We start from the raw sequence: 19,974 nt of genomic DNA on the forward strand, positions 1-19,974 counted from the left end.
AGTTCTCAGCGCCCACCACCAAGGTCAACAAACGTCCCCGTCGCATACGAAGCCTTGTCCGACAGCAACCAGATAATCGCCTCCGCCACCTCATCCGGACGCCCGCCTCGCGCCATGGGAATCGCCGATTCCAGCTTGCTGACCCGCTCAGGATCACCACTGAGGGCGTGGAAATCGGTGTAGATATAACCCGGGCGAACGGCGTTGACGCGAATGCCTTCGCCGGCCACTTCCTTGGACAGGCCTACGGTGAAGGTATCCAGTGCGCCCTTGGAGGCCGCGTAGTCGACGTATTCCCCCGGCGCGCCCAAGCGGGCGGCAACCGACGAGACGTTGACGATGCTACCGCCCTGCCCGCCATGGCGGGGCGACATGCGCAGCACCGCATGCTTGGCACACAGGATCGGCCCCAGCACATTGGTCTTCAAGATTTTGAGAATGCGGAACTCGGACATTTCATCGAGCCGGGATTTGTGGGCGACCGTACCGGCGTTGTTCACCAGGGCGGTGACACGGCCCAATTCGGCGTCGACGCGGTTGAACAGGCCGACCACCTCATCTTCGATGCTCACGTCGGCCCGCACCGCAATGGCCTGCGCGCCCTTGGCCCGGACCTGTTCGAGGATGTCCTGAGCGGCGTTTTCATCGGACTGGTAGTTGATGCAGATGTGATAGCCCTGATCCGCCGCCAGCAGCGCCGTGGCCGCTCCGATCCCGCGCCCGCCACCAGTGATGACGATGACTTTATCCACGCTTGCTCTCCCGTTCCACGCAAACACGTCGGGCCCAAGAATAGCGTTGACCCGACGATTTGCACAACGCGGCCGGTTTACCGGGGCGATGACACCGACTGGCGAGCCAGTGCGCGCAGGTCCAGGCGCCCGTCCAGCAGCGGCGGGCACCAGTAATACCCGCCAGTGATCGGCCGGCTCATGCGGTACAAACCATCGGTAATGCCGTCTTCGAGGCCGCTCATGCGGCGCAGTTGCGCTTCGAAGGCATCCAGGGAGAAACCGAACGCCAGGAACATCAGCCCAGCGCGATCGCCTTCGATCCACGGCATGGAACGGCGCACGACGAAAGCCTCCGGTGCAAAGCTTTCCTGGGCCGTGCGCTTGACGTGGGCCGACTCCGGCGCCTCTTCGATTTCCTCGTTGTCGCTCAAGCGACGGCCCATGATGTTGTCGCGTTCGTGGGGCTGCATCGCCGCGAACCCGTCCAGATCGTGCTGCCACTGCTGGATCGCGGCGAAGCTGCCACCGCGCAGTCCGTCGGCGCCCTGGGCCAGGGCAGCGGCGACGGCCGCGTCATCGTGGGGGTTCTCGGTGCCGTCTTCGTAGCCGGTCAGGTCGTGGCCGGTCATATGGCGGAAGGTTTCGTTCATTTGCACCAGGCGCAGGGCCGGCGCCAGGGCCGCTTCGATGGCGCGGCTGCGGTGCAGCAGCTCGCCGCGATCCTCGCCATGCAACCAGCACCACAGCGCGTGCTGGGTCGAGGGATTATCGACGCCGACACCGGCCAGGGCAGGAAATGCCCGCAGCCCCTTGACCTCGGCGCCCAACGCTTGCACCAACGACTCGCCAAACCCGACAACCGCGCGGCCATCCAATTGCAGCAACAATTTATCGATCGCAGCCGGCAGTGCCTCGACCGATTCCAGGGCAAAAAACAGATGACGGGCCTGAGGCGGAACAGGGGTGGCGAGAATGCCGGGCTGGTAGTAACTCATGGGAACTCCTTCGGAAAGAGTCGCGAGTTTACCCGGCGGCCGCCGCTTTGTGTCGTTTCGCTTGAGGACAGGACCCTTCGGCCGACGGGACCGTTTTGTGGGAACGCTCCCACGTCCCTGTCAGACAGCTCGGAACCCAGCCTGCATCCGTTGCTGCGGATTGCCGGGCAGCAAAAAACGCCCTAGATTGACCGTCCCTCAAGGAAGGCCAACGAGAGCGGTCCATCATGCACATTGCCAAATCGATACTCGCCGGGAGCTTTTTCCTGATCCTTTCTTTTACCGGCGTCGCCCAGGAACGCCTTGAAGAAACTGTCGATGCCGTTATCCAGCCCCTGATGAAACAGCAGGACATCGCGGGGATGGCGGTGGCGATCACCCACAACGGCCAGCGCCAGTTCTTCAATTATGGCGTTGCCTCCAAGGACACGAGAAAGCCCGTCACCGACCAGACCCTGTTCGAAGTCGGCTCGATCAGCAAGACCTTCACCGCCACGCTCGGCGCCTATGCCCAGGCCCAAGGCAAGTTGCAATTGTCGGATCCCGCCGGTCGCTATGCCCCGCAGCTGAACGGAGCAGCGCTGGCAAACACCCGCCTGCTTGATCTCGCTACCTACACGGCGGGCGGGCTGCCTTTGCAGTTTCCCGACGATGCAGACCATGCCGACAGGATGTTCAGCTATTACAAGTCCTGGAAACCGCTCTACCCGACCGGCACCCAACGGCTCTACTCGAACCCGAGCATCGGCCTGTTTGGCCATCTGGCGGCCCGCGCCCTGGGTCGGTCATTCGATGACGTGATGGAACAAACGCTGATGCCGGGGCTGGGCCTCAAACACAGTTATGTACGGGTGCCGCAAGACCAATCGGGCCGATACGCCCAGGGCTATGCAAAGGATGGCAAGCCCGTGCGGGTCGGACCTGGCGCCTTGGATTCCGAGGCGTATGGGGTGAAGACCAGCTCAGCGGACCTCATTCGTTTCGTCGAGGCCAACCTGCGACCGCAAAAGCTGGACGAAGCCTTGAAGCAAGCCATCGCCACGACCCACATGGGTTTCTATCGGGTCGGCGGGATGACCCAGGGCTTGGGCTGGGAGTTCTACCCTGCCCCGTTCACCGTGGATGACCTGCTCGCCGGCAATACCCCGCAGATGGCCCTGACCCCACAGAAAGTCGAACCGCTCAACCCGCCCCGCCTGGCGCCGGACGGCAGCTGGATCAATAAGACAGGCTCTACCAACGGCTTTGGCGCATACGCGGCGCTCGTGTCTGGAAAGGATTTGGGGATCGTGATGTTGGCGAACAAGAACTACCCGATCGAAGAACGGATAAAGGCCGCGCACAAAATCCTGGCGGCATTGGAACGACAATGAAGTCTGCTTTTGTGGCGAGGGGGCTTGCTCCCTCGCCACGTAAATTCGGCGTTATAGAGGGTCAATCCTCCAGCGCCTTCGGCGCGGCCGCGGGCTTGGTGGGCTTGGCCGCCTTGCCCGGCTTGGCGCCTTTCGCGTCCTTGGCCGGCGCGGGTTCTGGCTCGGGTAGCGGGGTTGGCGCCACGGCTTCCTTTTCAGCCGCAGGCAATTTGTCGACAGCATCGAACAGCTCGCTCAATGTGATCGCGCCGGAATGCTCAAGCTTCTTTTCCCCATCCTTGCCCACCAGGATGATCTTGGGCAGCGCACCGGCTCCCAGCTTGAGAGAACGGATCAGTGCCATGGTGCTTTGCGGGTCCAAATCCTTGCCATCACGTTTCCCGATGGTGTTGAAAACGGTGTAGAGCATCATGTTGCGTTCGGAGAATCCCTGCTTGCCCTCTGGCTTTTCGAGCTCTGCTTTCAACGTGGACCATGCAGGGTCGACGGAGCTGGGCGCGATAATGATCAAGGGGCGGGTCTTGCCCACCTCCGCCACCAGGGGCGAGTCGCCATCAGCGGCGAACAAGGGGCCAGCAAAGGCCAGCAAGGTAGCGAAGGTCAACGACCGAATAAGCATGCGCCTCTCCTTTTGATATTTACGCTGTACTGATTGCACATGGCGGCGATTGTTCCGCGAGAGTCGCCCGTTACCGCAGCTGCCTGCCTTGAAGCTTAGGCCACCGGCCCCATAGCGCAACCGCGTCACGAGGCGCTCAAAGGCCGAATGGGAAGGTGTCTTCCTCGTGCTCAAGCGTGTGAGGTGTTGGCAATGGCGTGACCGCTTCGGTCTGCTCGAACCAGAGCCAGGCATCGAACTGCTCGGCCAATACGGCTTCGAAGTAATGGCTCTGGCGTTCGGTTTCAGGGCGGTAGATCACGCCGATAGCGCGTTCGAGCAGGGGCTCGGACAATGCGTCCAGCAGTGCCTCGTCAGGATTAGTCCGCCAGTCCGTGAGCGATGCGCGAACACCCGTATTCAGGAATTCCCGCTCCCAACTGCCGGCCAGCGCGGGCAGCACCTGCTTGATTTTCATCGGTGAGTCCCAATCGTCGGCCGCCGCCACGCTGCCACGATTGGTGCCCATGCCCAGCAGCACCGCGTCGCGGCCGTAAGCCATGCGGCATAACTGGCCGATATTGAATTCACCTTCCCAACCCATGCGGGTCGCGGCGGCATTGCCGATGTGGGAGTTGTGCGCCCAGACCACCGCTTTCGCATCGGGGCCACGATGTTCCATCAGGCTCTGCAGGGTGTCGAACATGTGCCGGTCCCGCAGGTTCCAGGACGATTTTCCGCCGCGATACATGGCCCGGTAGTACTGTTCGGCGGCGCGCACGACCCGGGCGTTCTGGATGGCGCTGAAGAAACTCTCGTCATCCTCGATCAGGGGATCGAGGCGCTCGGCGAGCAGCGTGTTGAGCTGCTCGACCACCGCGTCCTCGCAGGTCGCCAGGTTGCCGCGTTCGGTGAAATGACCGTAAAGCGCCGGGTCGTCGTGCCAAGGCGTCAGGCAACCATAACGATGCCGGGCGCCGCGGGCCAGGTGGGGGTGTGCCTTATCGAGGTAGTTGAGCACTTCGTCGATCGAGTGCCGCAAGCTGTAGACGTCGAGGCCGCGAAACTCCACGCGCCGATCGCCCGGCTGCTCCAGGTTGTAATCGCGCAACCAGCGGACGAAGGACTGTACGTCGGTGTTGCGCCACATCCAGCTTGGAAACCGGGCGAAAGCCTGCTGTTTCCAGGCCGAGGGTCCGAGGTCACGCACGCAGCGGTCGATTTGCCCGGCGTCGGGCCAGTCGGCTTCGACGGCGACGATCCCGAAGCCGTGATGCTCGATCATGTGCCGGGTGATGGCCGCGCGGGTGCGGTAGAAGTCATGGGTGCCGTGGCTGGCTTCGCCGATCAGCAAGACCTTCGCGTCGGCAAAGCGATCGAACATCTCGCCAAACGCCGGGCTGTCCTCGGCGGGCAGCGGTTCGGCGTGATGACGCAGAATGTCGGCGATGTCGGAGCGAGGTTCGACGCGACGACGGCGCAGGCGTTGCAGCAGATCTCTGGCTGGGCTGTTCATGGATCGTGGCCTCATCAGTACCTGGTTTACAGGTATGACTATGCCTATCGGCCCATGACTCCGAGCAAATCAGAACGCCAGTTTGAAGCCGATCATCGCCAACATCACCGCCAGGCAAGGGCGCAGGAGTTCATCGGAAATACGTCCCGACAAATGGCTGCCCAGGTAAATGCCCGGCAGTGAACCGATCAGCAAGAAGCCGAGGATGTGCCAGTCCATGTTGCCCATGCTTGCGTGGCCCAGGCCGGCCACCAGGGTCAGCGGCACGGCGTGGGCGATCTCGGTCCCCACCAGGCGCCTGGTGACCAGGAACGGATAGAGGATGAACAGCGCGACAGTGCCCAGGGCGCCGGCGCCGATGGAGGTCAACGCGACCATCGTGCCCAGCACCAAGCCGGTAATCACAGTGAGTACGTTGAGCCGTGAGCCGCTGGGGTTGTAGTGGCCGCCGGCGCGATCGTGGGCGAATTGGAGCAGGCGTTTCTTGAACAGGATCGCCAGGGCAGTGGCGAACAACACAAAACCCAGTGCTTGCTTGATGACTGCGTTCATCGCGTCTGGCGAGCTGTTCAGGCTGCTGAGGAACCACAGGGTCAGCCCGACCGCCGGCACGCTGCCCAAGGTCAGCCAACCGGTGATGGACCAGTCGATATTGCGGTTCTTGGCGTGAACCAGCACGCCGCCGGATTTGGTAATGGCCGCGTACAGCAGGTCCGTACCCACCGCCGTCGCGGGGTTGATGCCGAACCACAGCAGAATGGGGGTCATCAGCGATCCGCCACCCACGCCGGTCATCCCGACGATGAAACCGACCACCAGGCCCGCTACGACTAAACCGAAATTACCGAAATCCATCAAACCCGTCTCAGCGCGACCGCGTGAAAAATCTGGCCGCGAGCATAGCGATTTTTCTTATAACCCCCTATATCGATGTGATCTATCTTTATTCCATTTTTGATCACTGGACGGGCAGGAAATTCAGGAACAGCAGGCTCTGTGCATAGTTGAGCCCTATCCGCCGGTAGCGCTCGTCGAGCATCTGCGTCAGCAGGTCCAGGCGTGCAACGATTTTCCCGAACTCGACGGCAAAGCTCAGGTTGCTGCCCTCCTCCGAGATTTCGTTGGAAAACAGCATCGGCGAGCCGTCCTTGTTCTGCCGCTGGCCCAGCAACCAGGTTGCCTTTTCGATGTTGCGCGCAGCGTTGCTGACGAAGCGCGGATCGATGGTGTCGGTCATGTAGAACTCCAGGCGATTGCCGTGGGCCGTGACCAGCATGCTGCCAATGGCGTAGATGAACGCACCGACCCTATCACCAAGGAACTCGGGGCTCATGGCATAGCTCAGGGCCGCCAGGTCCTTTTTATTGCCCAAGGTCGGCAAGGGCTGCTGTTGCTCGATGGCTTGGCGCACTTGCTTGACGGCGACGCGGACGTCGAGAAAGCCCGACTTGCGCAATTCTTCCGGGTTGCGCAGGTAAAGTTTGTGCATCAGCAGGTAAAGGCTCTGCAAGTTGTCGTGCATCGAGAGCGTGGCCATCCGGTCCACGCTGGTCTGCAAGAATTCCTGGGGCTTGGCGTTGCTGAACTGCGTAACCATGTCCTGGCCTTGCTGGTGGGTGCAGCCGCCGCTGAGCAACAGCAACAGGCCCACCAACAGCAGGTTGCTGCGACGTGGCGACACCATCACGGAAAGTAAAACACCGGCCATCGAATCTCGTCTGGACATGGGGAAGCGGTGGGGCTCGCCGCTTCCTGGCCATGGATAGAGCGGAAAAAACCCTAAAAGTGCAGTGCCTTACCCGAGAGTTGACGTCTGGTCACGATTCGCCTCGATCAATTAGTCTTACTTTTTAATTGATAAATCTCAATTTATAGCTATAAATCCCTTCTCCACCCGCAAATAGAAAGACTACTGAACAGAAAAACCTTCATCGCTGTCCGACCAATTAACGGACTCGACCCGCGTTAAAACAACAAAAAAACAACAGGAAGGAAGGTCACACTCATGCTTGAATCCAGACACCTGCTCTCGGCCCTCGGAGTTTCTCTGATGATTGCCACCTCTTCACAGGCCGCCGGCCTGACCAACGAACGCGTTGCTTTCGGTAAGACCGACGACGGCACGGCGGTTGAAAAATATGTGTTGCGCAACAGCAACGGCATGGAGGCTACCGTCATCACCTATGGCGGGATTCTCCAGTCGCTGATCGTGCCGGACAAAAACGGCATGACCGACGACATCGTGCTCGGCTTCGACGATGTCCAGGGCTACCAGAAGAATGGCAATGTATATTTCGGCGCGACCATCGGCCGCTTCGGCAATCGCCTGGCTGGCGGCGCGTTCGAGTTGGATGGCAAGCGCTACCAGGTGCCGCAGAACGACAAGGACAATTCGCTGCACGGCGGGCCGCAAGGGTTCGACAAGCGTGTCTGGAAAGCCGAGCCGAGCAACGACAAGGACTCGGTCGGCGTGACCCTGACTTACCTGTCGAAGGACGGCGAGATGGGGTTTCCCGGCAATCTGAAGACTGACGTCACCTACAGCCTCAACGACAAGAACGAACTGCGCATCGACTACAAGGCCACCACTGACAAACCGACCGTACTGAACCTGACCAACCACAGTTATTTCAACCTGGCGGGTGCAGGCAATGGCGACATCCTCAAGCAAGTCGCGACCTTGCACGCGTCCCGCTACACACCGGTGACCGCCAAGCTGATTCCCACCGGCGAGCTGGCGCCAGTGGCCGGCACGCCGATGGACTTTACCAAGCCAACCGCCATCGGCACCCATATCAAAGCCGATCATCCGCAGTTGAAGTTCGCCGAGCCAAAACAGGGTGGGTTTGACTTCAACTGGGTGCTCGACGCCAAGGGTGACGTAAACAAACTCGCCGCCGACGTCCAGGATCCGAAGTCCGGGCGACGGCTGCAGCTCTTTACCACCGAACCCGGTGTGCAGTTCTACACCAGCAACTTCCTCGATGGCACGGTCAAGGGCAAGCAAGGCAAGGTCTATCCGCACTGGGGCGCGTTTACCCTGGAGACCCAGCACTTCCCCGACTCGCCGAACCAGCCGGACTTCCCGACCACGCGGCTGGATCCGGGCCAGACCTACACCCAGGCCATGGTGCTGAAGTTCTCGGCGGAATAACCCTCCTGCCAACCGAGCGTTCCCACGTTGCGCGTGGGGACGCCTCCCGTGGCGCTTTGCGTCATGCATTTCGGCCCTAGAGCATCCCGCTGCATTGCGGCGCGAATCAAACCTGAACGCCTGGTCTATTCTGCTGCCACAGCTTAATCGACCCGCACGACAGGAGATGCGAATGAGAACTCTGGAGTTGGCCGGCGTGTCCGTGCCGGTAATCGGCCAGGGCACTTGGCGCCTGGGTGAAGAACCGTCCCATCACAAAAAAGAAGTGGCTGCCCTGCGCTTGGGCATTGAAATGGGCATGACCCTGATCGACACCGCCGAAATGTATGCCGAGGGCGGCGCCGAAAAAGTCGTTGGCGAAGCGATCACCGGGCTGCGTGACCAAGTGTTTCTGGTGAGCAAAGTCTACCCCCACAACGCCAGCCGCAAAGGCATTCCGCTGGCCTGCGAGCGCAGCCTGCGGCGGCTCGACACCGATTACATCGACCTTTATCTGCTGCACTGGCGTGGCCAATACCCGCTGGAAGAAACCGTCGAAGCGTTTGAACGACTTCGCGAAGAAGGCAAGATCGGGCGCTGGGGCGTGTCGAATTTCGACGTGGACGACATGGAAGAACTGAACGCGCCCGACTGCGCCACCAACCAGGTGCTGTACAACCTGCAGGAGCGCGGCATCGAATACGACCTGCTGCCCTGGAGCCAGCAACGGCGCATGTCGATCATGGCCTACTGCCCGGTCGGCCAGGGTGGGCAGCTGCTCAGGGATCACACCATGCAACAAATCGCCGAGCGCCACCGCGCGACACCGGCGCAGATTGCCCTGGCCTGGCTGTTGCGCCAGGACAATGTGATCGCCATTCCCAAGGCCGTGCAGCCTGAACATGTGCGCCTGAATGCCGAAGCGGCGAATCTGCAACTTGAGTCCCAGGATCTGGCGGCACTGGACCTGGTGTTTCCCAAGCCCCAGGGCAAGCAGCGGTTGGCGATGGTTTAGCTTGGGGAATCGAAGGTTCTGTGGCGAGGGAGCTTGCTCCCGCTGGGGTGCGAAGCGGCCCTCGCTTTAGGCGGCTGCTGCGCAACCGAGCGCGAGCAAGCTCCCTCGCCACAAGAGCATTGCCCTCCAACCCATCACTCAGCGGCATCAGAACAACCCCATCTGCCCCCCGACCAAAGTCGAAAAATCATCGTCCACAAACGGCAGGATTGCATCCGCCACCGGCTGTAGTTGCTTAGTCACGTAATGGTCGTAATCTATCGGCGCGCTGCGGGTTTCCAGCGGCTCGGGGCCGGCCACGGTGATAACGTAGCTGATCCAACCGCCGTTCTGATACTGCCGAGGCCGACCCTGGCGTTCGTTGAACTCGTCGGCGAGCCGAGCGGCCCGTACGTGGGGCGGCACGTTGCGTTCGTAGTCATCCAGGGGGCGGCGCAGGCGCTTGCGGTAGACCAGACGCTCATCGAATGTACCGGCCAGCGTCTGGCGCACGTAGTCGCGCACATAATCCTGATACGGCTGGCGATGGAAGATCCGCCCGTAAAGCTCCTGCTGGAACTGCCGGGCCAGGGGCGACCAATCGGTGCGCACGGTTTCCAGGCCCTTGTAGATGATTTCATCGCTGCCGTCGGCGCGGGTCACCAAGCCGGCGTAGCGCTTCTTGCTGCCCTCCTCCGCGCCGCGGATGGTCGGCATGAGGAAACGCTTGAAATGGGTTTCGAATTGCAGCTCCAGCGCGCTCTCCAGGCCGAACTCGTCACGCACGTGTCCGCGCCACCACCCGTTGACGTAAGCCACCAGTTCCCGGCCAATCGCCGCGGCTTCTTCCTGGCCATGGGACCGGCGCAGCCAGACGAAGGTTGAATCGGTGTCCCCATAGATCACCACATGCCCCCGGGCTTCGATCAACTGCCGGGTGCGTTGCATGATCTGATGACCGCGCAGGGTGATGGACGACGCCAGGCGCGGGTCGAAGAAGCGACAGCCACTGGAGCCGAGCACTCCATAAAACGCGTTCATGATGATCTTCAGCGCCTGGGACAAGGGCGCGTTATGTTCGCGCTTGGCGGTCTCCCTGCCTTCAGCGACCCGCGCCACGATGGACGGCAGGCAGTGTCGGGTACGGGAGAACCGCGCCCCGCGAAAGCCTGGGACAGACTCGTGCTCGCCCGGATGGCGCAGCCCCTCGATCAGGCCCACCGGGTCTATCAGAAAGGTGCGGATGATCGACGGGTACAGGCTCTTGTAGTCGAGCACCAGCACCGATTCGTAGAGCCCCGGCTGGGAATCCATGACGAACCCGCCAGGGCTGGCCTCGGGCGGACGCTGGCCGAGGTTCGGCGCAACGAAGCCCTGGCGGTGCATCAGCGGCATGTAAAGGTGCGTGAACGCCGCCACCGAACCACCGCTGCGATCGGCCGGCAGGCCGGTGACGCTGGCGCGCTCCAGCAGGAACTCGAGCAGATCGGTCTTGGCGAAAATGCGCGTCACCAGCTCGCAGTCCTTGAGGTTGTAGCGGGCCAGGGCCGGCTTGTCCTCGGCGAACATGCGGTTGATCTCGTCCATGCGCTGGTACGGGTTGTCGATGGACTTGCCTTCGCCCAGCAGGGTCTGCGCGACGTTCTCCAGGCTGAACGACGGGAAACTCCAGGTCGCCGAACGCAAGGACTCGATCCCGTCGATGATCAACCGGCCCACCGCCGAGGCGAAGAAATGATTGTTGCGCGCGCCATGCTCGCGCCACTGCATTTCCTCACCGCCACGCCCCAGGCGCAGCGGTACGGCCAACCGACGAGCATGCTCATGCAGCACGCGCAAATCGAACTGCACCAGGTTCCAGCCGATGATCGCGTCGGGGTCGAAGCGGGCAAACCACTCATTGAGCTTCTTGAGCAGCAGCGTTCGGGATTCGCAATATTCGAGTTGGAAATCAACGTCGCGATCATCGCCGTTCGGTGGACCGAGCATATAGACCTGTCGCTCGCCGCAGCCTTCCAGGGCGATGGAGTACAAATCGCCCTGGGCGGTGGTTTCGATGTCCAGGGACACCAGCCGCAGCGGTGGGCGGTACTCGGGAGCCGGTTTCATCTGGGCGTCGAGCAGCACGCCGTCGGCCGATGGCGTGCCACCGAACCACACCGGGGCGGTGATGAAGCGCTCCATCAGGTAGCGCTCCGGTGGCCGGATATCAGCTTCGAACACGTCCACGCCGGCGCGCCGCAGCGTGGTGTCCAGGCGCATCAGTTGTCCATGCTGTCGACAATACAGGCCCAGCACCGGGCGATGCTCGAAATCCAGCAGGTCCAGGGGACGCAGCTCGATGTCCTTCTCCCCTTGCAACAGCGCTTCGGCCTGGCCGCGCTGCACTTGCGGCACGAACGCCACCGAAGGCTGCACCGGCAGGCGCACGCGCCGGGGGCCGGCATCGGTCGCCAGCCAGAACTCGACTTCGGTGCCCGCCGGGGTATCGCGCCAATGCCGGGTCAGGACGAAGCCCTGCTGTAGATCCACCGCTGAAACCTCAAAACTTGCATGTGCGCTGATTCTACCTGTGGCGAGGGGATTTATCCCCGCTGGGGTGCGCAGCAGCCCCTCAAGCAACTTGCATCAGATGAATGTCGTGTCGACATTTTTGGGACTGCTGCGCAGCCCAGCGGGGCGGCGCGACGCTTCGCTAAATCCCCTCGCCACAACGGCGGATGACTTTAGATAGGAGTGAATTCACCCGCCATGACGCTTTTGGACGACTGACTGCCGCTTTATCGCTTGCCCTTCGCCGTTGGGTCTACGATTCTTTTACCACCCGCAAAAAACGACACCCGAGGCCTCCCCATGAAAACCGTCGCGCAGTTGCTCCGGATAAAAGACGAGAAGAACCAGCAAGTGCACACCATTTCACCGGACGACATGGTTTTGCAGGCCCTGATGCGCATGGCCGAGAAAAACGTCGGTGCCTTGCTGGTGGTGAAGAACGACGAGGTGCTGGGCATCATCAGTGAGCGTGACTATGCGCGCAAAATGGTCTTGCACGGGCGCTCATCGGTGGGCACGAAAGTCAGCGACATCATGGTTTCGCCCGTGATCACCATCGATCCCCATCAGAACGTCGAGACGTGCCTGAGCATCATGACTGAAAAGCACTTGCGGCATTTGCCCGTCGTGGAGGACGGCAAGCTCGTCGGCCTGTTGTCCATCGGCGACCTGGTGAAAGAGGCCATTGCCGAACAAGCAGACCTGATCCGACAACTGGAGCAATACATTCGCGGCGAATGATCGGCTCGGGCGGGTTGCTCATTTGCGACTCACTTCTATATTGAAGGAGTTGCCCCGCCGAGCATCCCCATGGCCGTTACCGAACGACTGATCATCTGTGAACATTGCGATGCGGTGTACGAGCCGGTTGAGCTCGCCCCGCATCAAAAAGCTGCGTGCGTGCAATGTCACGCCGTGATCCAGCGCTACAACGGCCTGACCATCGAACAGCGCTTGGCCTTGACCATCACTGCGGCGGTGGTTTGGGTCTTCGCCAACGTTTATCCGGTGATGAGCATCCGCCTCCAGGGCTTGAGCAACAGCGCGACGCTGTGGGACTCCGTCGTTGCCCTGAGCCAGGGCCCCATTACCTTCATCGCCCTGGTCGCCGCCGTCGCGATCATCATCGCCCCGGCCTTCCAATTGGCGCTCCTGCTCTGGGTGCTGGGCTACGCCTATTCCAAACGGCGGGCACCGGCTTTCAGCCTGTGCATGCGCAGCCTGGAAACCCTGCGGCCGTGGAGCATGCTGGAGGTGTGCCTGCTGGGTGCGTTGGTCGCGGTGATCAAGCTTGCCGGCCTGCTGGATGTACTGCCCGGCATCGGCCTGTTCGCCCTGGCGGCCTTGAGCCTCTTGATGATCCGTATTGCCGGCCGTGATGTCCGCGACCTTTGGGCCACCCTGTGAACGGGCCATTGCCAGGCAACCCGCCCCGGGCCGGCGACTTGGACCTGTGCCTCTGCCACAGCTGCGGCCTGGCGTGCGACATGAGCAACGAGCCCGAGACGTGTCCGCGCTGCGATGCCGCCCTGCACCGGCGCAAACCCGATACCCTGACCCGCACCTGGGCCTACATGCTGGCGGCGCTGGTGTTCTATATCCCGGCGAACCTGCTGCCGGTCATGAACACCCAAATGCTCGGCGATGGCGCGGACAGCACGATCATCAGCGGCGTTCTCGAGTTCTGGAACAGTGGCGCCTGGGACATCGCCTTGATCATCTTCATCGCCAGCATCGCCGTACCGGGCATCAAGTTCGTCGTACTGACGCTGCTGCTGGTGACCGTGCAGCGGCGCAGCACCTGGGCCCAGGTCCAGCGAGCGAAGCTGTACCGGCTGGTGGAGGTCATCGGCTACTGGTCGATGCTTGATGTGCTGGTCGTAGCGTTGGTGGCGGCGCTGGTGAAATTCCAGGCCCTGAGCGACATCGAACCGCGACCGGGAATACTGTTCTTCGGTCTCGTGGTGCTGTTTACCATGCTGTCGGCCATGAGTTTCGATCCACGGCTGATCTGGGATACCCAACCATCCGAGGAGGTCATGGATGAAGTCGCAAGCCACTGATGGACAGCCCGCACCGGGCCGGGCCCATGTCACCAGCCGACGCTGGACGGTGTCGCTGGTATGGATCGTGCCCATCATCGCCGTGCTGGTGGGGGTGTCCCTGGTGGTCCATAACTGGCTGCAGCAAGGCCCGACCATCACCATCACCTTCAAGACGGGCGAGGGCCTCACCGCGAACAAGACCCCGGTCAAATACCGCAACGTGGTCATCGGCCAGGTCACCGACGTGCAACTGAGCGCCGACCAGAAGAATGTGACCGCCACCGTCAAGCTCGCCAAGACCGCGGACACGTTCACCCATGAAGACTCGGTGTTCTGGGTGGTCCGGCCGCGTATCGGCGCTGGCGGTATCTCCGGGATCGATACCTTGCTGTCCGGGGATTTCATCGGTGCCGACGCCGGCCACTCCACCGTGCGCGCCAAGTCCTTCACCGGCCTGGAGGCCCCGCCCCCCATCACTTACGGAGAGCCGGGCAAGCGTTTTACCCTGCACTCCCAGGACCTCGGTTCGCTGGACATCGGCTCGCCGGTGTACTTGCGCAAGATCCCGGTGGGCCAAGTGGTGTCCTATGCCCTGGACGCCGAAGGCAAGGGGGTCAATATCGAAGTGTTCGTCAATGCGCCAAACGATGCCTACGTCACCGAGAACACCCGCTTCTGGAACGTCAGCGGTGTCGATGTGAACGTCGGCGCCAACGGTTTCGCGGTCAAGACCGAATCCCTTTCCGCCCTGCTGGTAGGAGGCATTGCCTTCAGGGCGCCGGAATACAGCCCAAACGACACGCCTGCCGCCGAAGACAAGAATTTCGAGCTGTTCGCCGACCAGCAGAGCGCCCTCGCCCCGCCCAGTGGCAAGCCACAGTACCTGGCCTTGCGCTTCGACCAGGCTTTACGCGGGTTGCGCGTCGGGGCCCCGGTGGAATTCCTCGGGATCGAGATCGGCCGAGTGGTGGCCATGAACCTGGATTTCGACGAGAAACAGCGCACGTTCCCCGTCAACGTCGGCATCGTGATCTACCCCCAACTGCTGGGCAAGGCGCATGAGAAGTTGCTCAAATCCCTGGATTACGACCCGGAAGACGAAGCCGCCGCGGCTCGGCTGGTCGGCAGTTTTGTCGAGCGGGGCCTGCGCGCCCAGGCTCGCAGCGGCAACCTGCTGACCGGGCAGTTGTATATCTCCCTCGATTTCTACCCCAAAGCGGAAAAGGTCGCCTTCGACCTCGCCGCCCGCCCCCTGCGGATCCCGACGATCCCGGGCAGCCTGCAGCAATTGCAGGAACAACTGCAAACGGTGGTGGAGCGCATCAACAAGCTGCCGCTGGAGAGCATCGCCAGCAATCTGGACGGCAATCTGGTGGAGCTGCGCAAAGGACTCTCGCAATTCAACAACAAGACCCTGCCGGGCGTGCAAAGCACCTTGCAGGACGTGAGCAAGACCCTGCAATCGGCGAATTCCACGTTGGCGGAAGACTCGCCACAGCGTGAACAGCTGACCCAGACCCTGGATGACCTGGGCCGCATGTCCCGTTCGCTGCGCGAGCTGTCGGACTACCTGAGCCGACATCCTGAATCGCTGCTTCGCGGCCGTCCGAAGGACGCCCCGGCGCAAAACCTGACTTTTCCGGTGAAAGAATGATGACAGGAGCACGCTCGATGCCGCTGACGCTGAGATGTTCGTTGATTGCCCTGGCGCTGCTCCTCGGCGCCTGCCGCAGCGACCCTATCCACTATCACACCCTGAGCCCGGTCCAACCGGCGGGCCAGGTGCATGCGGGCGTGGATATCCAGATCGAGCAACTCAGCGTTCCACCGCAAGTGGATCGCACCCAGATGGTGATTCGCCAGGGCGACAGCGGGTTGGCCATCCTCGAAACCGAATGGTGGGGCTCAAGCCTGGCGGACGAACTACGCAGCAGCCTTGACGAGCAATTGAGCAACCCCGGTGCGCCAAAGCGGTTGCTGCGGGTCGACGTGCAGCGCTTCGACTCGATTCCCGGTCGGTATGCGCGCATGGACGTGCAATGGCGACTGCGCACGCTGGGCAGCGACGCCCACGCCCTCACCTGTCGCAGCAGCCTGCAAACGCCGGCCACGGGCAATATCGACGACTTGGTGAAGGGGCATCAAAACAACGTCCGGCAGTTGGTCGACCTCGTGGGGCAAGCGGCATCGCGCAACGCCTGCCCCTGATTCAATCGGGCCAATGCAGTGAAAGCACTGGAGCGACTCGCGGGTGGTGGTCGATACGCGCCAGCAAGGCATGGAACTCAGGGCGGGCATTGAGCATCGCTTCCCGGGTTTCGACCCATTTCGTGATCACCGCCGCCAGGATATCCAGCGCGCCAGGCTCGGCGCCGCCGAGAAAGGGTGACGCTGCAAACTGGTCGGCAAACAGAGCCCAGTTGCGATACAGGCGCTGTTTCGTGCCCGACACCAGACGTTCCTGGGTGAGTTCGTCCGCATCAGGCAGCCAGCGCTGGGGGAAATCGATAATGCCAATGGGCGTGTAGCAATTGGCGGCGATATAGACCAGGCCACGTATGACCTGCGCGCGTTGGGCCGGATCCTCCGGCAACAGTTTTGATTCTCGGAAAGACAACCCCAAGTGAATCAGGATCGCCGCCGCCTCGGTCAACACCGAGCCGTCCGGCAGTTGCAGGGTCGGGACCTGCTTCTGAGGATTCAACGCCTCGAGTTCTTTCGCGGCCTCGTTGTCCTCGGTCGAATAGGTATCGACGCGTCGATAAGGCACCCCGCATAGGTTCAAGGCGACCTCGACAGCTGCCGAGCCGGACTGGCTGTGACCGAATAACTGGTACATGCACCTGCCTCCTGCAAAAGGGATTATGCCGGTAGAGCTTCCTGGTTCGTGAGTGTTCCATCAATCAGACTGACACACCTGCAACGAGCTATCACCGCCGTCGATGTTCACCATCACGTCAATGAAGTTCTCATGCTCCCTGCCCGGCGCAACAATGGCCCCACACAAACAACACACCCCGGAGCACACCATCATGAAACGCCAAATCATCCTCAGCTTCGCCTTCTCGGTACTGGCCGCCAACGCATTCGCCGCCACTTCCCAACCCGTCGTTGCCGAAGGTGGCTCCGACCGCCTGATCGAAAGCCGCGTCGCCGAAGGTGGTTCCGACCGCCTGCTGGAACGCCGCGTCGCCGAAGGTGGCTCCGACCGCTTGCTGGAACGTCGCGTCGCCGAAGGTGGCTCCGACCGTCTGCTGGAACGCCGCGTCGCCGAAGGTGGCTCCGATCGTCTGCTGGAACGTCGCGTCGCCGAAGGTGGCTCCGATCGCCTGCTGGAACGCCGCGTCGCCGAAGGTGGCTCCGATCGTCTGCTGGAACGCCGCGTCGCCGAAGGTGGCTCCGACCGCTTGCTGGAACGCCGCGTCGCCGAAGGTGGCTCCGATCGTCTGGCTCAGAACCGTGCATGAGTGGTTTTTACGCAATGCCTGACCCGGTTCCAAACGACGTTCAATACGAGTCATGGCGAGGACAGCCCCTTGCCATGACGGTCCAACCCGCTTGCAAGTCATCCCCCTGAAAGCCCGGCCTCAACCGCCGGGCTTTTTCATGGCCAGAAGTTTTAGCGCCCCGAAGCCCGAGCCATGCAGCGCTGATAACGTTCGTCCACGCGCTTGGCAAACCATGCGGTGGTCAGTTTGCGTGTGATTTTCGGACTCTTGAGCACAATGCCCGGCAACAGTGCCCGAGGCAGCGGCTTGCCCTCGGCCTTCTCAGCCAGTTCGAACACACCCTTATAGAGTTTGCTGTCTTCGAAGGCGAGGCTGTCGCCCAGCTCCAACTGATCGCGGATGGTCGGGTTGCGCATCCCCAGGGACTTGCCCAAGGTGCGCACCGCCAATTCCGTTCTGCCCGGCATGATCGAGCCATGCAAGATCAAATCGCCGTCCAGGGCCAAAGAAATACCCGAAGCGCGACTCACCGCATGTTGAAACGCCGCGTTGCGACTGGCATACCACCCGGCATTGAAATCGGCGAACCGGTACAGCGGCTCTGTGTAGCTCACCGGATAGCCCAACAAATGGGCGATGCCGAAATACATGCCGCCACGACGACTGAACACTTCCCGCCGAATGGAGCCATCCACCGTATACGGATAATCCCGGGCATTGGCCTGGGCAAATGCGATGCTGACCTGCATCGGGCCACCCGTGTGCACGGGATTGAAGCCGTCGAACAACGTCTTGCCCAACGGCACCATGCTGATGAAGTCATCGAAAATCGCGCTGAGTTCTTTCTCGCTTCGCGCCGCGTCCAGACGGTCGCTGTAGCTTTTACCGTTCGGCGAACGCACCTGGAGCGCGCCGCTGACCAGGAACCCCGGAATGTGCACCTTGGCCGCGCGACGGTCGATCTCCTGCCGGGCGATCTTGCCCAGCCCGGGCACGGCCGGATCGGCCTGGAACGTGGATTCCTGTTCGGTCACCGCCAGCACCGAACAGATGTTCTGCGTCGTGGGCGGGATCTGCTGCGCCGAAAAGGCTACGTAGATATCCGTTGCCCAGCCTGCCCGATCAGCGGTCTTGGCCGGCAACAAACGAACGATCTGCGCCTTGACTTCGGCAGGCTGGCGTTCAGGCTCCTGGGCCTGGCGAGTGCCGCAACCGGCCAGGGCCAGCGAAGCGGCGAGGCTGATCGTCAATCGAGTGAAATGCATGGTGCTCCATCAGATCCATTGTTCGGGAGCAACCATACGACCAAAAGCCGGTAGAAATCCAATAGAGAGCAAGCTTGCTCCTACAAGGCAACGCCGTTCACTCAAGGCCACCTGCAAACCCGTGGCGAGGGAGCTTGCTCCCGCTGGGCCGTGAAGCGGCCCCAAAACCCGCCCAATGCGCAGCAACAGAAACACCGAGTCCGACGGTTTACGACTGCTTCGCAGGCGAGCGGGAGCAAAGTCCCTCGACACAGGTCCATCATCTTTCTAGTACGGTGCTGGGTTAGATTCCGCTCAAGGCCAGGTCCAGGGCGAAGTAGGTGAAGATCAGGTCTGCCCCGGCCCGCTTGATCGCGCCCAGGCTTTCACGTACCACGCGGGCCTCGTCGATGGCACCGGCCTGGGCGGCAAACTTGATCATCGCGTATTCACCGCTGACCTGGTAAGCCGACAAGGGCAAGTTCGACGCCTGGCGAATGTCGCGGATGATATCGAGATAGGCCCCTGCCGGCTTGACCATCAACGCATCGGCGCCCTCCTGCTCGTCCAGCAACGACTCGCGCAAGGCTTCGCGACGGTTCATCGGGTTCATCTGATAGCTCTTGCGGTCGCCCTTCAAGGCACTGCCGCCAGCCTCGCGAAACGGCCCGTAGAGCGCCGAGGCGAACTTGGTGGAGTAGGCCATGATGGCGGTCTGGCTGAAGCCCGCGTTGTCCAAAGCCTTGCGAATAGCCTGGACTTGCCCGTCCATGGCCGCCGACGGCGCAATGACATCGGCACCGGCGCGCGCCGCCGCCACGGCTTGCTTGCCCAGGTTGACCAAGGTGCGGTCGTTATCCACTTCATCGCCATGCAGCACGCCGCAATGGCCATGATCGGTGTATTCACAGAAACAAGTGTCGGACATCACCACCATTTCCGGCACGGCGTCCTTGCAGATCCCGGCCATGCGCGATACCAGGCCACGCTCGCTCCACGTGTCGCTGCCATCGTTGTCCAAGTGATGAGACACGCCAAAGGTCATCACCGACTTGATACCCGCGCGGGCATAGCGCTCGATTTCGCCGGCCAGTTTCGATTCGGGGATACGCCTCACACCCGGCATGCTCTTGATCGGCACAAAATCGTCGATCTCTTCCTCGACGAAGATTGGCAGCACCAGATCGTTCAATGTGAACTCGGTTTCCTGGAACAGGCTGCGCAAGCTCGCGTTGCGGCGCAGACGGCGTGGACGTGCTTCGGGGAACTGGCTGGACATGGGACTCCGGGGTCAGGTTTGAATCACGAGGCAAAGCTTATGCCCTGGCCGGCCAGGGCAC

The 19,974-nt window shown here is 61.8% G+C and carries 19 protein-coding genes; 9 read left to right on the forward strand and 10 right to left on the reverse strand.

Going from position 1 to position 19,974, the window contains the following annotated elements; translation table 11 throughout:
• Window positions 1-5: 5 nt before the first annotated feature.
• Window positions 6-752 (reverse strand): SDR family oxidoreductase, encoded by a 747-nt coding sequence (locus J3Q04_RS15590; protein WP_434610761.1) that lies wholly within the window; start codon window positions 750-752, stop codon window positions 6-8.
• A gap of 77 nt (window positions 753-829) precedes the next feature.
• Window positions 830-1,729 carry a Dyp-type peroxidase gene (locus J3Q04_RS15595; RefSeq protein ID WP_434610760.1) on the reverse strand — a complete coding sequence of 300 codons (900 nt, stop codon included), beginning with the start codon at window positions 1,727-1,729 and terminating at the stop codon, window positions 830-832.
• A gap of 227 nt (window positions 1,730-1,956) precedes the next feature.
• On the opposite strand from J3Q04_RS15595, the gene ampC reads away from it, so the two are divergent.
• Window positions 1,957-3,102 (forward strand): class C beta-lactamase, encoded by a 1,146-nt coding sequence (gene ampC / locus J3Q04_RS15600; RefSeq protein ID WP_434610758.1) that lies wholly within the window; start codon window positions 1,957-1,959, stop codon window positions 3,100-3,102.
• A gap of 61 nt (window positions 3,103-3,163) precedes the next feature.
• On the opposite strand, the gene J3Q04_RS15605 is transcribed toward ampC, so the two are convergent.
• The 4 genes from J3Q04_RS15605 to J3Q04_RS15620 all read right to left on the reverse strand — a co-directional run bounded on the left by J3Q04_RS15605 (window position 3,164) and on the right by J3Q04_RS15620 (window position 6,924).
• On the reverse strand, window positions 3,164-3,721 hold the full coding sequence (locus J3Q04_RS15605) for a DUF4174 domain-containing protein (RefSeq protein WP_420764833.1): 558 nt from the start codon (window positions 3,719-3,721) through the stop codon (window positions 3,164-3,166).
• A 136-nt stretch (window positions 3,722-3,857) separates the two neighbouring features.
• On the reverse strand, window positions 3,858-5,216 hold the full coding sequence (locus J3Q04_RS15610) for an erythromycin esterase family protein (RefSeq protein ID WP_434610755.1): 1,359 nt from the start codon (window positions 5,214-5,216) through the stop codon (window positions 3,858-3,860).
• Between the two features lie 69 nt (window positions 5,217-5,285).
• The gene (locus J3Q04_RS15615; protein WP_434563435.1) at window positions 5,286-6,071 is read right to left on the reverse strand and encodes a sulfite exporter TauE/SafE family protein; all 786 of its coding nucleotides are present in this window, start codon (window positions 6,069-6,071) and stop codon (window positions 5,286-5,288) included.
• A gap of 103 nt (window positions 6,072-6,174) precedes the next feature.
• Window positions 6,175-6,924, reverse strand: a complete 750-nt coding sequence (locus J3Q04_RS15620) for a hypothetical protein (protein ID WP_420764562.1) — start codon at window positions 6,922-6,924, stop codon at window positions 6,175-6,177.
• 297 nt (window positions 6,925-7,221) lie between these two features.
• Here J3Q04_RS15620 and J3Q04_RS15625 point away from each other — a divergent pair, with 297 nt between their 5' ends.
• Window positions 7,222-8,370 carry an aldose epimerase family protein gene (locus tag J3Q04_RS15625; RefSeq protein ID WP_434610751.1) on the forward strand — a complete coding sequence of 383 codons (1,149 nt, stop codon included), beginning with the start codon at window positions 7,222-7,224 and terminating at the stop codon, window positions 8,368-8,370.
• Between the two features lie 172 nt (window positions 8,371-8,542).
• On the forward strand, window positions 8,543-9,364 hold the full coding sequence (locus J3Q04_RS15630; protein ID WP_434610749.1) for an aldo/keto reductase: 822 nt from the start codon (window positions 8,543-8,545) through the stop codon (window positions 9,362-9,364).
• Window positions 9,365-9,511: 147 nt separating this feature from the next.
• On the opposite strand, the gene J3Q04_RS15635 is transcribed toward J3Q04_RS15630, so the two are convergent.
• Entirely contained in the window at window positions 9,512-11,875 is a 2,364-nt protein-coding gene (locus J3Q04_RS15635) for a DNA polymerase II (protein WP_434610746.1), read from the reverse strand.
• Window positions 11,876-12,196: 321 nt separating this feature from the next.
• Between J3Q04_RS15635 and J3Q04_RS15640 the strand changes: the two genes are divergently transcribed.
• From J3Q04_RS15640 to J3Q04_RS15660, 5 genes are all read left to right on the forward strand, one after another.
• A complete protein-coding gene (locus J3Q04_RS15640) occupies window positions 12,197-12,637 on the forward strand; it encodes a CBS domain-containing protein (protein ID WP_030138503.1) in 441 nt (146 codons plus the stop codon).
• Window positions 12,638-12,706: 69 nt separating this feature from the next.
• Window positions 12,707-13,303, forward strand: a complete 597-nt coding sequence (locus J3Q04_RS15645; protein ID WP_434610743.1) for a paraquat-inducible protein A — start codon at window positions 12,707-12,709, stop codon at window positions 13,301-13,303.
• Complete coding sequence (locus tag J3Q04_RS15650; RefSeq protein WP_434610740.1) at window positions 13,288-13,959, forward strand: paraquat-inducible protein A; 672 nt, start codon at window positions 13,288-13,290, stop codon at window positions 13,957-13,959. The genes J3Q04_RS15645 and J3Q04_RS15650 overlap by 16 nt, the downstream gene beginning before the upstream one ends.
• Entirely contained in the window at window positions 13,940-15,595 is a 1,656-nt protein-coding gene (locus tag J3Q04_RS15655) for an intermembrane transport protein PqiB (protein WP_434610737.1), read from the forward strand. The genes J3Q04_RS15650 and J3Q04_RS15655 overlap by 20 nt, the downstream gene beginning before the upstream one ends.
• A 17-nt stretch (window positions 15,596-15,612) precedes the next feature.
• Complete coding sequence (locus tag J3Q04_RS15660) at window positions 15,613-16,149, forward strand: PqiC family protein (RefSeq protein ID WP_434563419.1); 537 nt, start codon at window positions 15,613-15,615, stop codon at window positions 16,147-16,149.
• Between the two features lies 1 nt (window position 16,150).
• Here J3Q04_RS15660 and J3Q04_RS15665 read toward each other — a convergent pair whose 3' ends face one another.
• Entirely contained in the window at window positions 16,151-16,780 is a 630-nt protein-coding gene (locus J3Q04_RS15665) for a glutathione S-transferase family protein (RefSeq protein ID WP_434563417.1), read from the reverse strand.
• Between the two features lie 193 nt (window positions 16,781-16,973).
• On the opposite strand from J3Q04_RS15665, the gene J3Q04_RS15670 reads away from it, so the two are divergent.
• Window positions 16,974-17,408: a phage infection protein gene (locus tag J3Q04_RS15670; protein ID WP_434610734.1), complete on the forward strand. Its 435-nt coding sequence runs from the start codon at window positions 16,974-16,976 to the stop codon at window positions 17,406-17,408.
• Between the two features lie 152 nt (window positions 17,409-17,560).
• On the opposite strand, the gene J3Q04_RS15675 is transcribed toward J3Q04_RS15670, so the two are convergent.
• Window positions 17,561-18,655 (reverse strand): DUF1615 domain-containing protein, encoded by a 1,095-nt coding sequence (locus J3Q04_RS15675; RefSeq protein WP_434610732.1) that lies wholly within the window; start codon window positions 18,653-18,655, stop codon window positions 17,561-17,563.
• A gap of 283 nt (window positions 18,656-18,938) precedes the next feature.
• Complete coding sequence (hemB, locus tag J3Q04_RS15680; protein ID WP_434563413.1) at window positions 18,939-19,913, reverse strand: porphobilinogen synthase; 975 nt, start codon at window positions 19,911-19,913, stop codon at window positions 18,939-18,941.
• Between the last annotated feature and the right edge of the window lie 61 nt (window positions 19,914-19,974).

It is taken from the genome of Pseudomonas sp. D4-21, from assembly GCF_051132125.1.
Lineage (GTDB): Bacteria > Pseudomonadota > Gammaproteobacteria > Pseudomonadales > Pseudomonadaceae > Aquipseudomonas.

Excerpts from the sequence above, each read along its gene's own strand:
- J3Q04_RS15675 (WP_434610732.1), bottom strand. The coding sequence starts at position 18,655 with ATGCATTTCACTCGATTGACGATCAGCCTCGCCGCTTCGCTGGCCCTG.
- J3Q04_RS15595 (WP_434610760.1), bottom strand. The coding sequence starts at position 1,729 with ATGAGTTACTACCAGCCCGGCATTCTCGCCACCCCTGTTCCGCCTCAG.
- hemB (WP_434563413.1), bottom strand. The coding sequence starts at position 19,913 with ATGTCCAGCCAGTTCCCCGAAGCACGTCCACGCCGTCTGCGCCGCAAC.
- J3Q04_RS15610 (WP_434610755.1), bottom strand. The coding sequence starts at position 5,216 with ATGAACAGCCCAGCCAGAGATCTGCTGCAACGCCTGCGCCGTCGTCGC.
- J3Q04_RS15630 (WP_434610749.1), top strand. The coding sequence starts at position 8,543 with ATGAGAACTCTGGAGTTGGCCGGCGTGTCCGTGCCGGTAATCGGCCAG.
- J3Q04_RS15640 (WP_030138503.1), top strand. The coding sequence starts at position 12,197 with ATGAAAACCGTCGCGCAGTTGCTCCGGATAAAAGACGAGAAGAACCAG.
- J3Q04_RS15620 (WP_420764562.1), bottom strand. The coding sequence starts at position 6,924 with ATGGCCGGTGTTTTACTTTCCGTGATGGTGTCGCCACGTCGCAGCAAC.
- J3Q04_RS15660 (WP_434563419.1), top strand. The coding sequence starts at position 15,613 with ATGCCGCTGACGCTGAGATGTTCGTTGATTGCCCTGGCGCTGCTCCTC.
- J3Q04_RS15655 (WP_434610737.1), top strand. The coding sequence starts at position 13,940 with ATGAAGTCGCAAGCCACTGATGGACAGCCCGCACCGGGCCGGGCCCAT.
- ampC (WP_434610758.1), top strand. The coding sequence starts at position 1,957 with ATGCACATTGCCAAATCGATACTCGCCGGGAGCTTTTTCCTGATCCTT.
- J3Q04_RS15670 (WP_434610734.1), top strand. The coding sequence starts at position 16,974 with ATGAAACGCCAAATCATCCTCAGCTTCGCCTTCTCGGTACTGGCCGCC.
- J3Q04_RS15665 (WP_434563417.1), bottom strand. The coding sequence starts at position 16,780 with ATGTACCAGTTATTCGGTCACAGCCAGTCCGGCTCGGCAGCTGTCGAG.
- J3Q04_RS15605 (WP_420764833.1), bottom strand. The coding sequence starts at position 3,721 with ATGCTTATTCGGTCGTTGACCTTCGCTACCTTGCTGGCCTTTGCTGGC.
- J3Q04_RS15625 (WP_434610751.1), top strand. The coding sequence starts at position 7,222 with ATGCTTGAATCCAGACACCTGCTCTCGGCCCTCGGAGTTTCTCTGATG.
- J3Q04_RS15615 (WP_434563435.1), bottom strand. The coding sequence starts at position 6,071 with ATGGATTTCGGTAATTTCGGTTTAGTCGTAGCGGGCCTGGTGGTCGGT.
- J3Q04_RS15645 (WP_434610743.1), top strand. The coding sequence starts at position 12,707 with ATGGCCGTTACCGAACGACTGATCATCTGTGAACATTGCGATGCGGTG.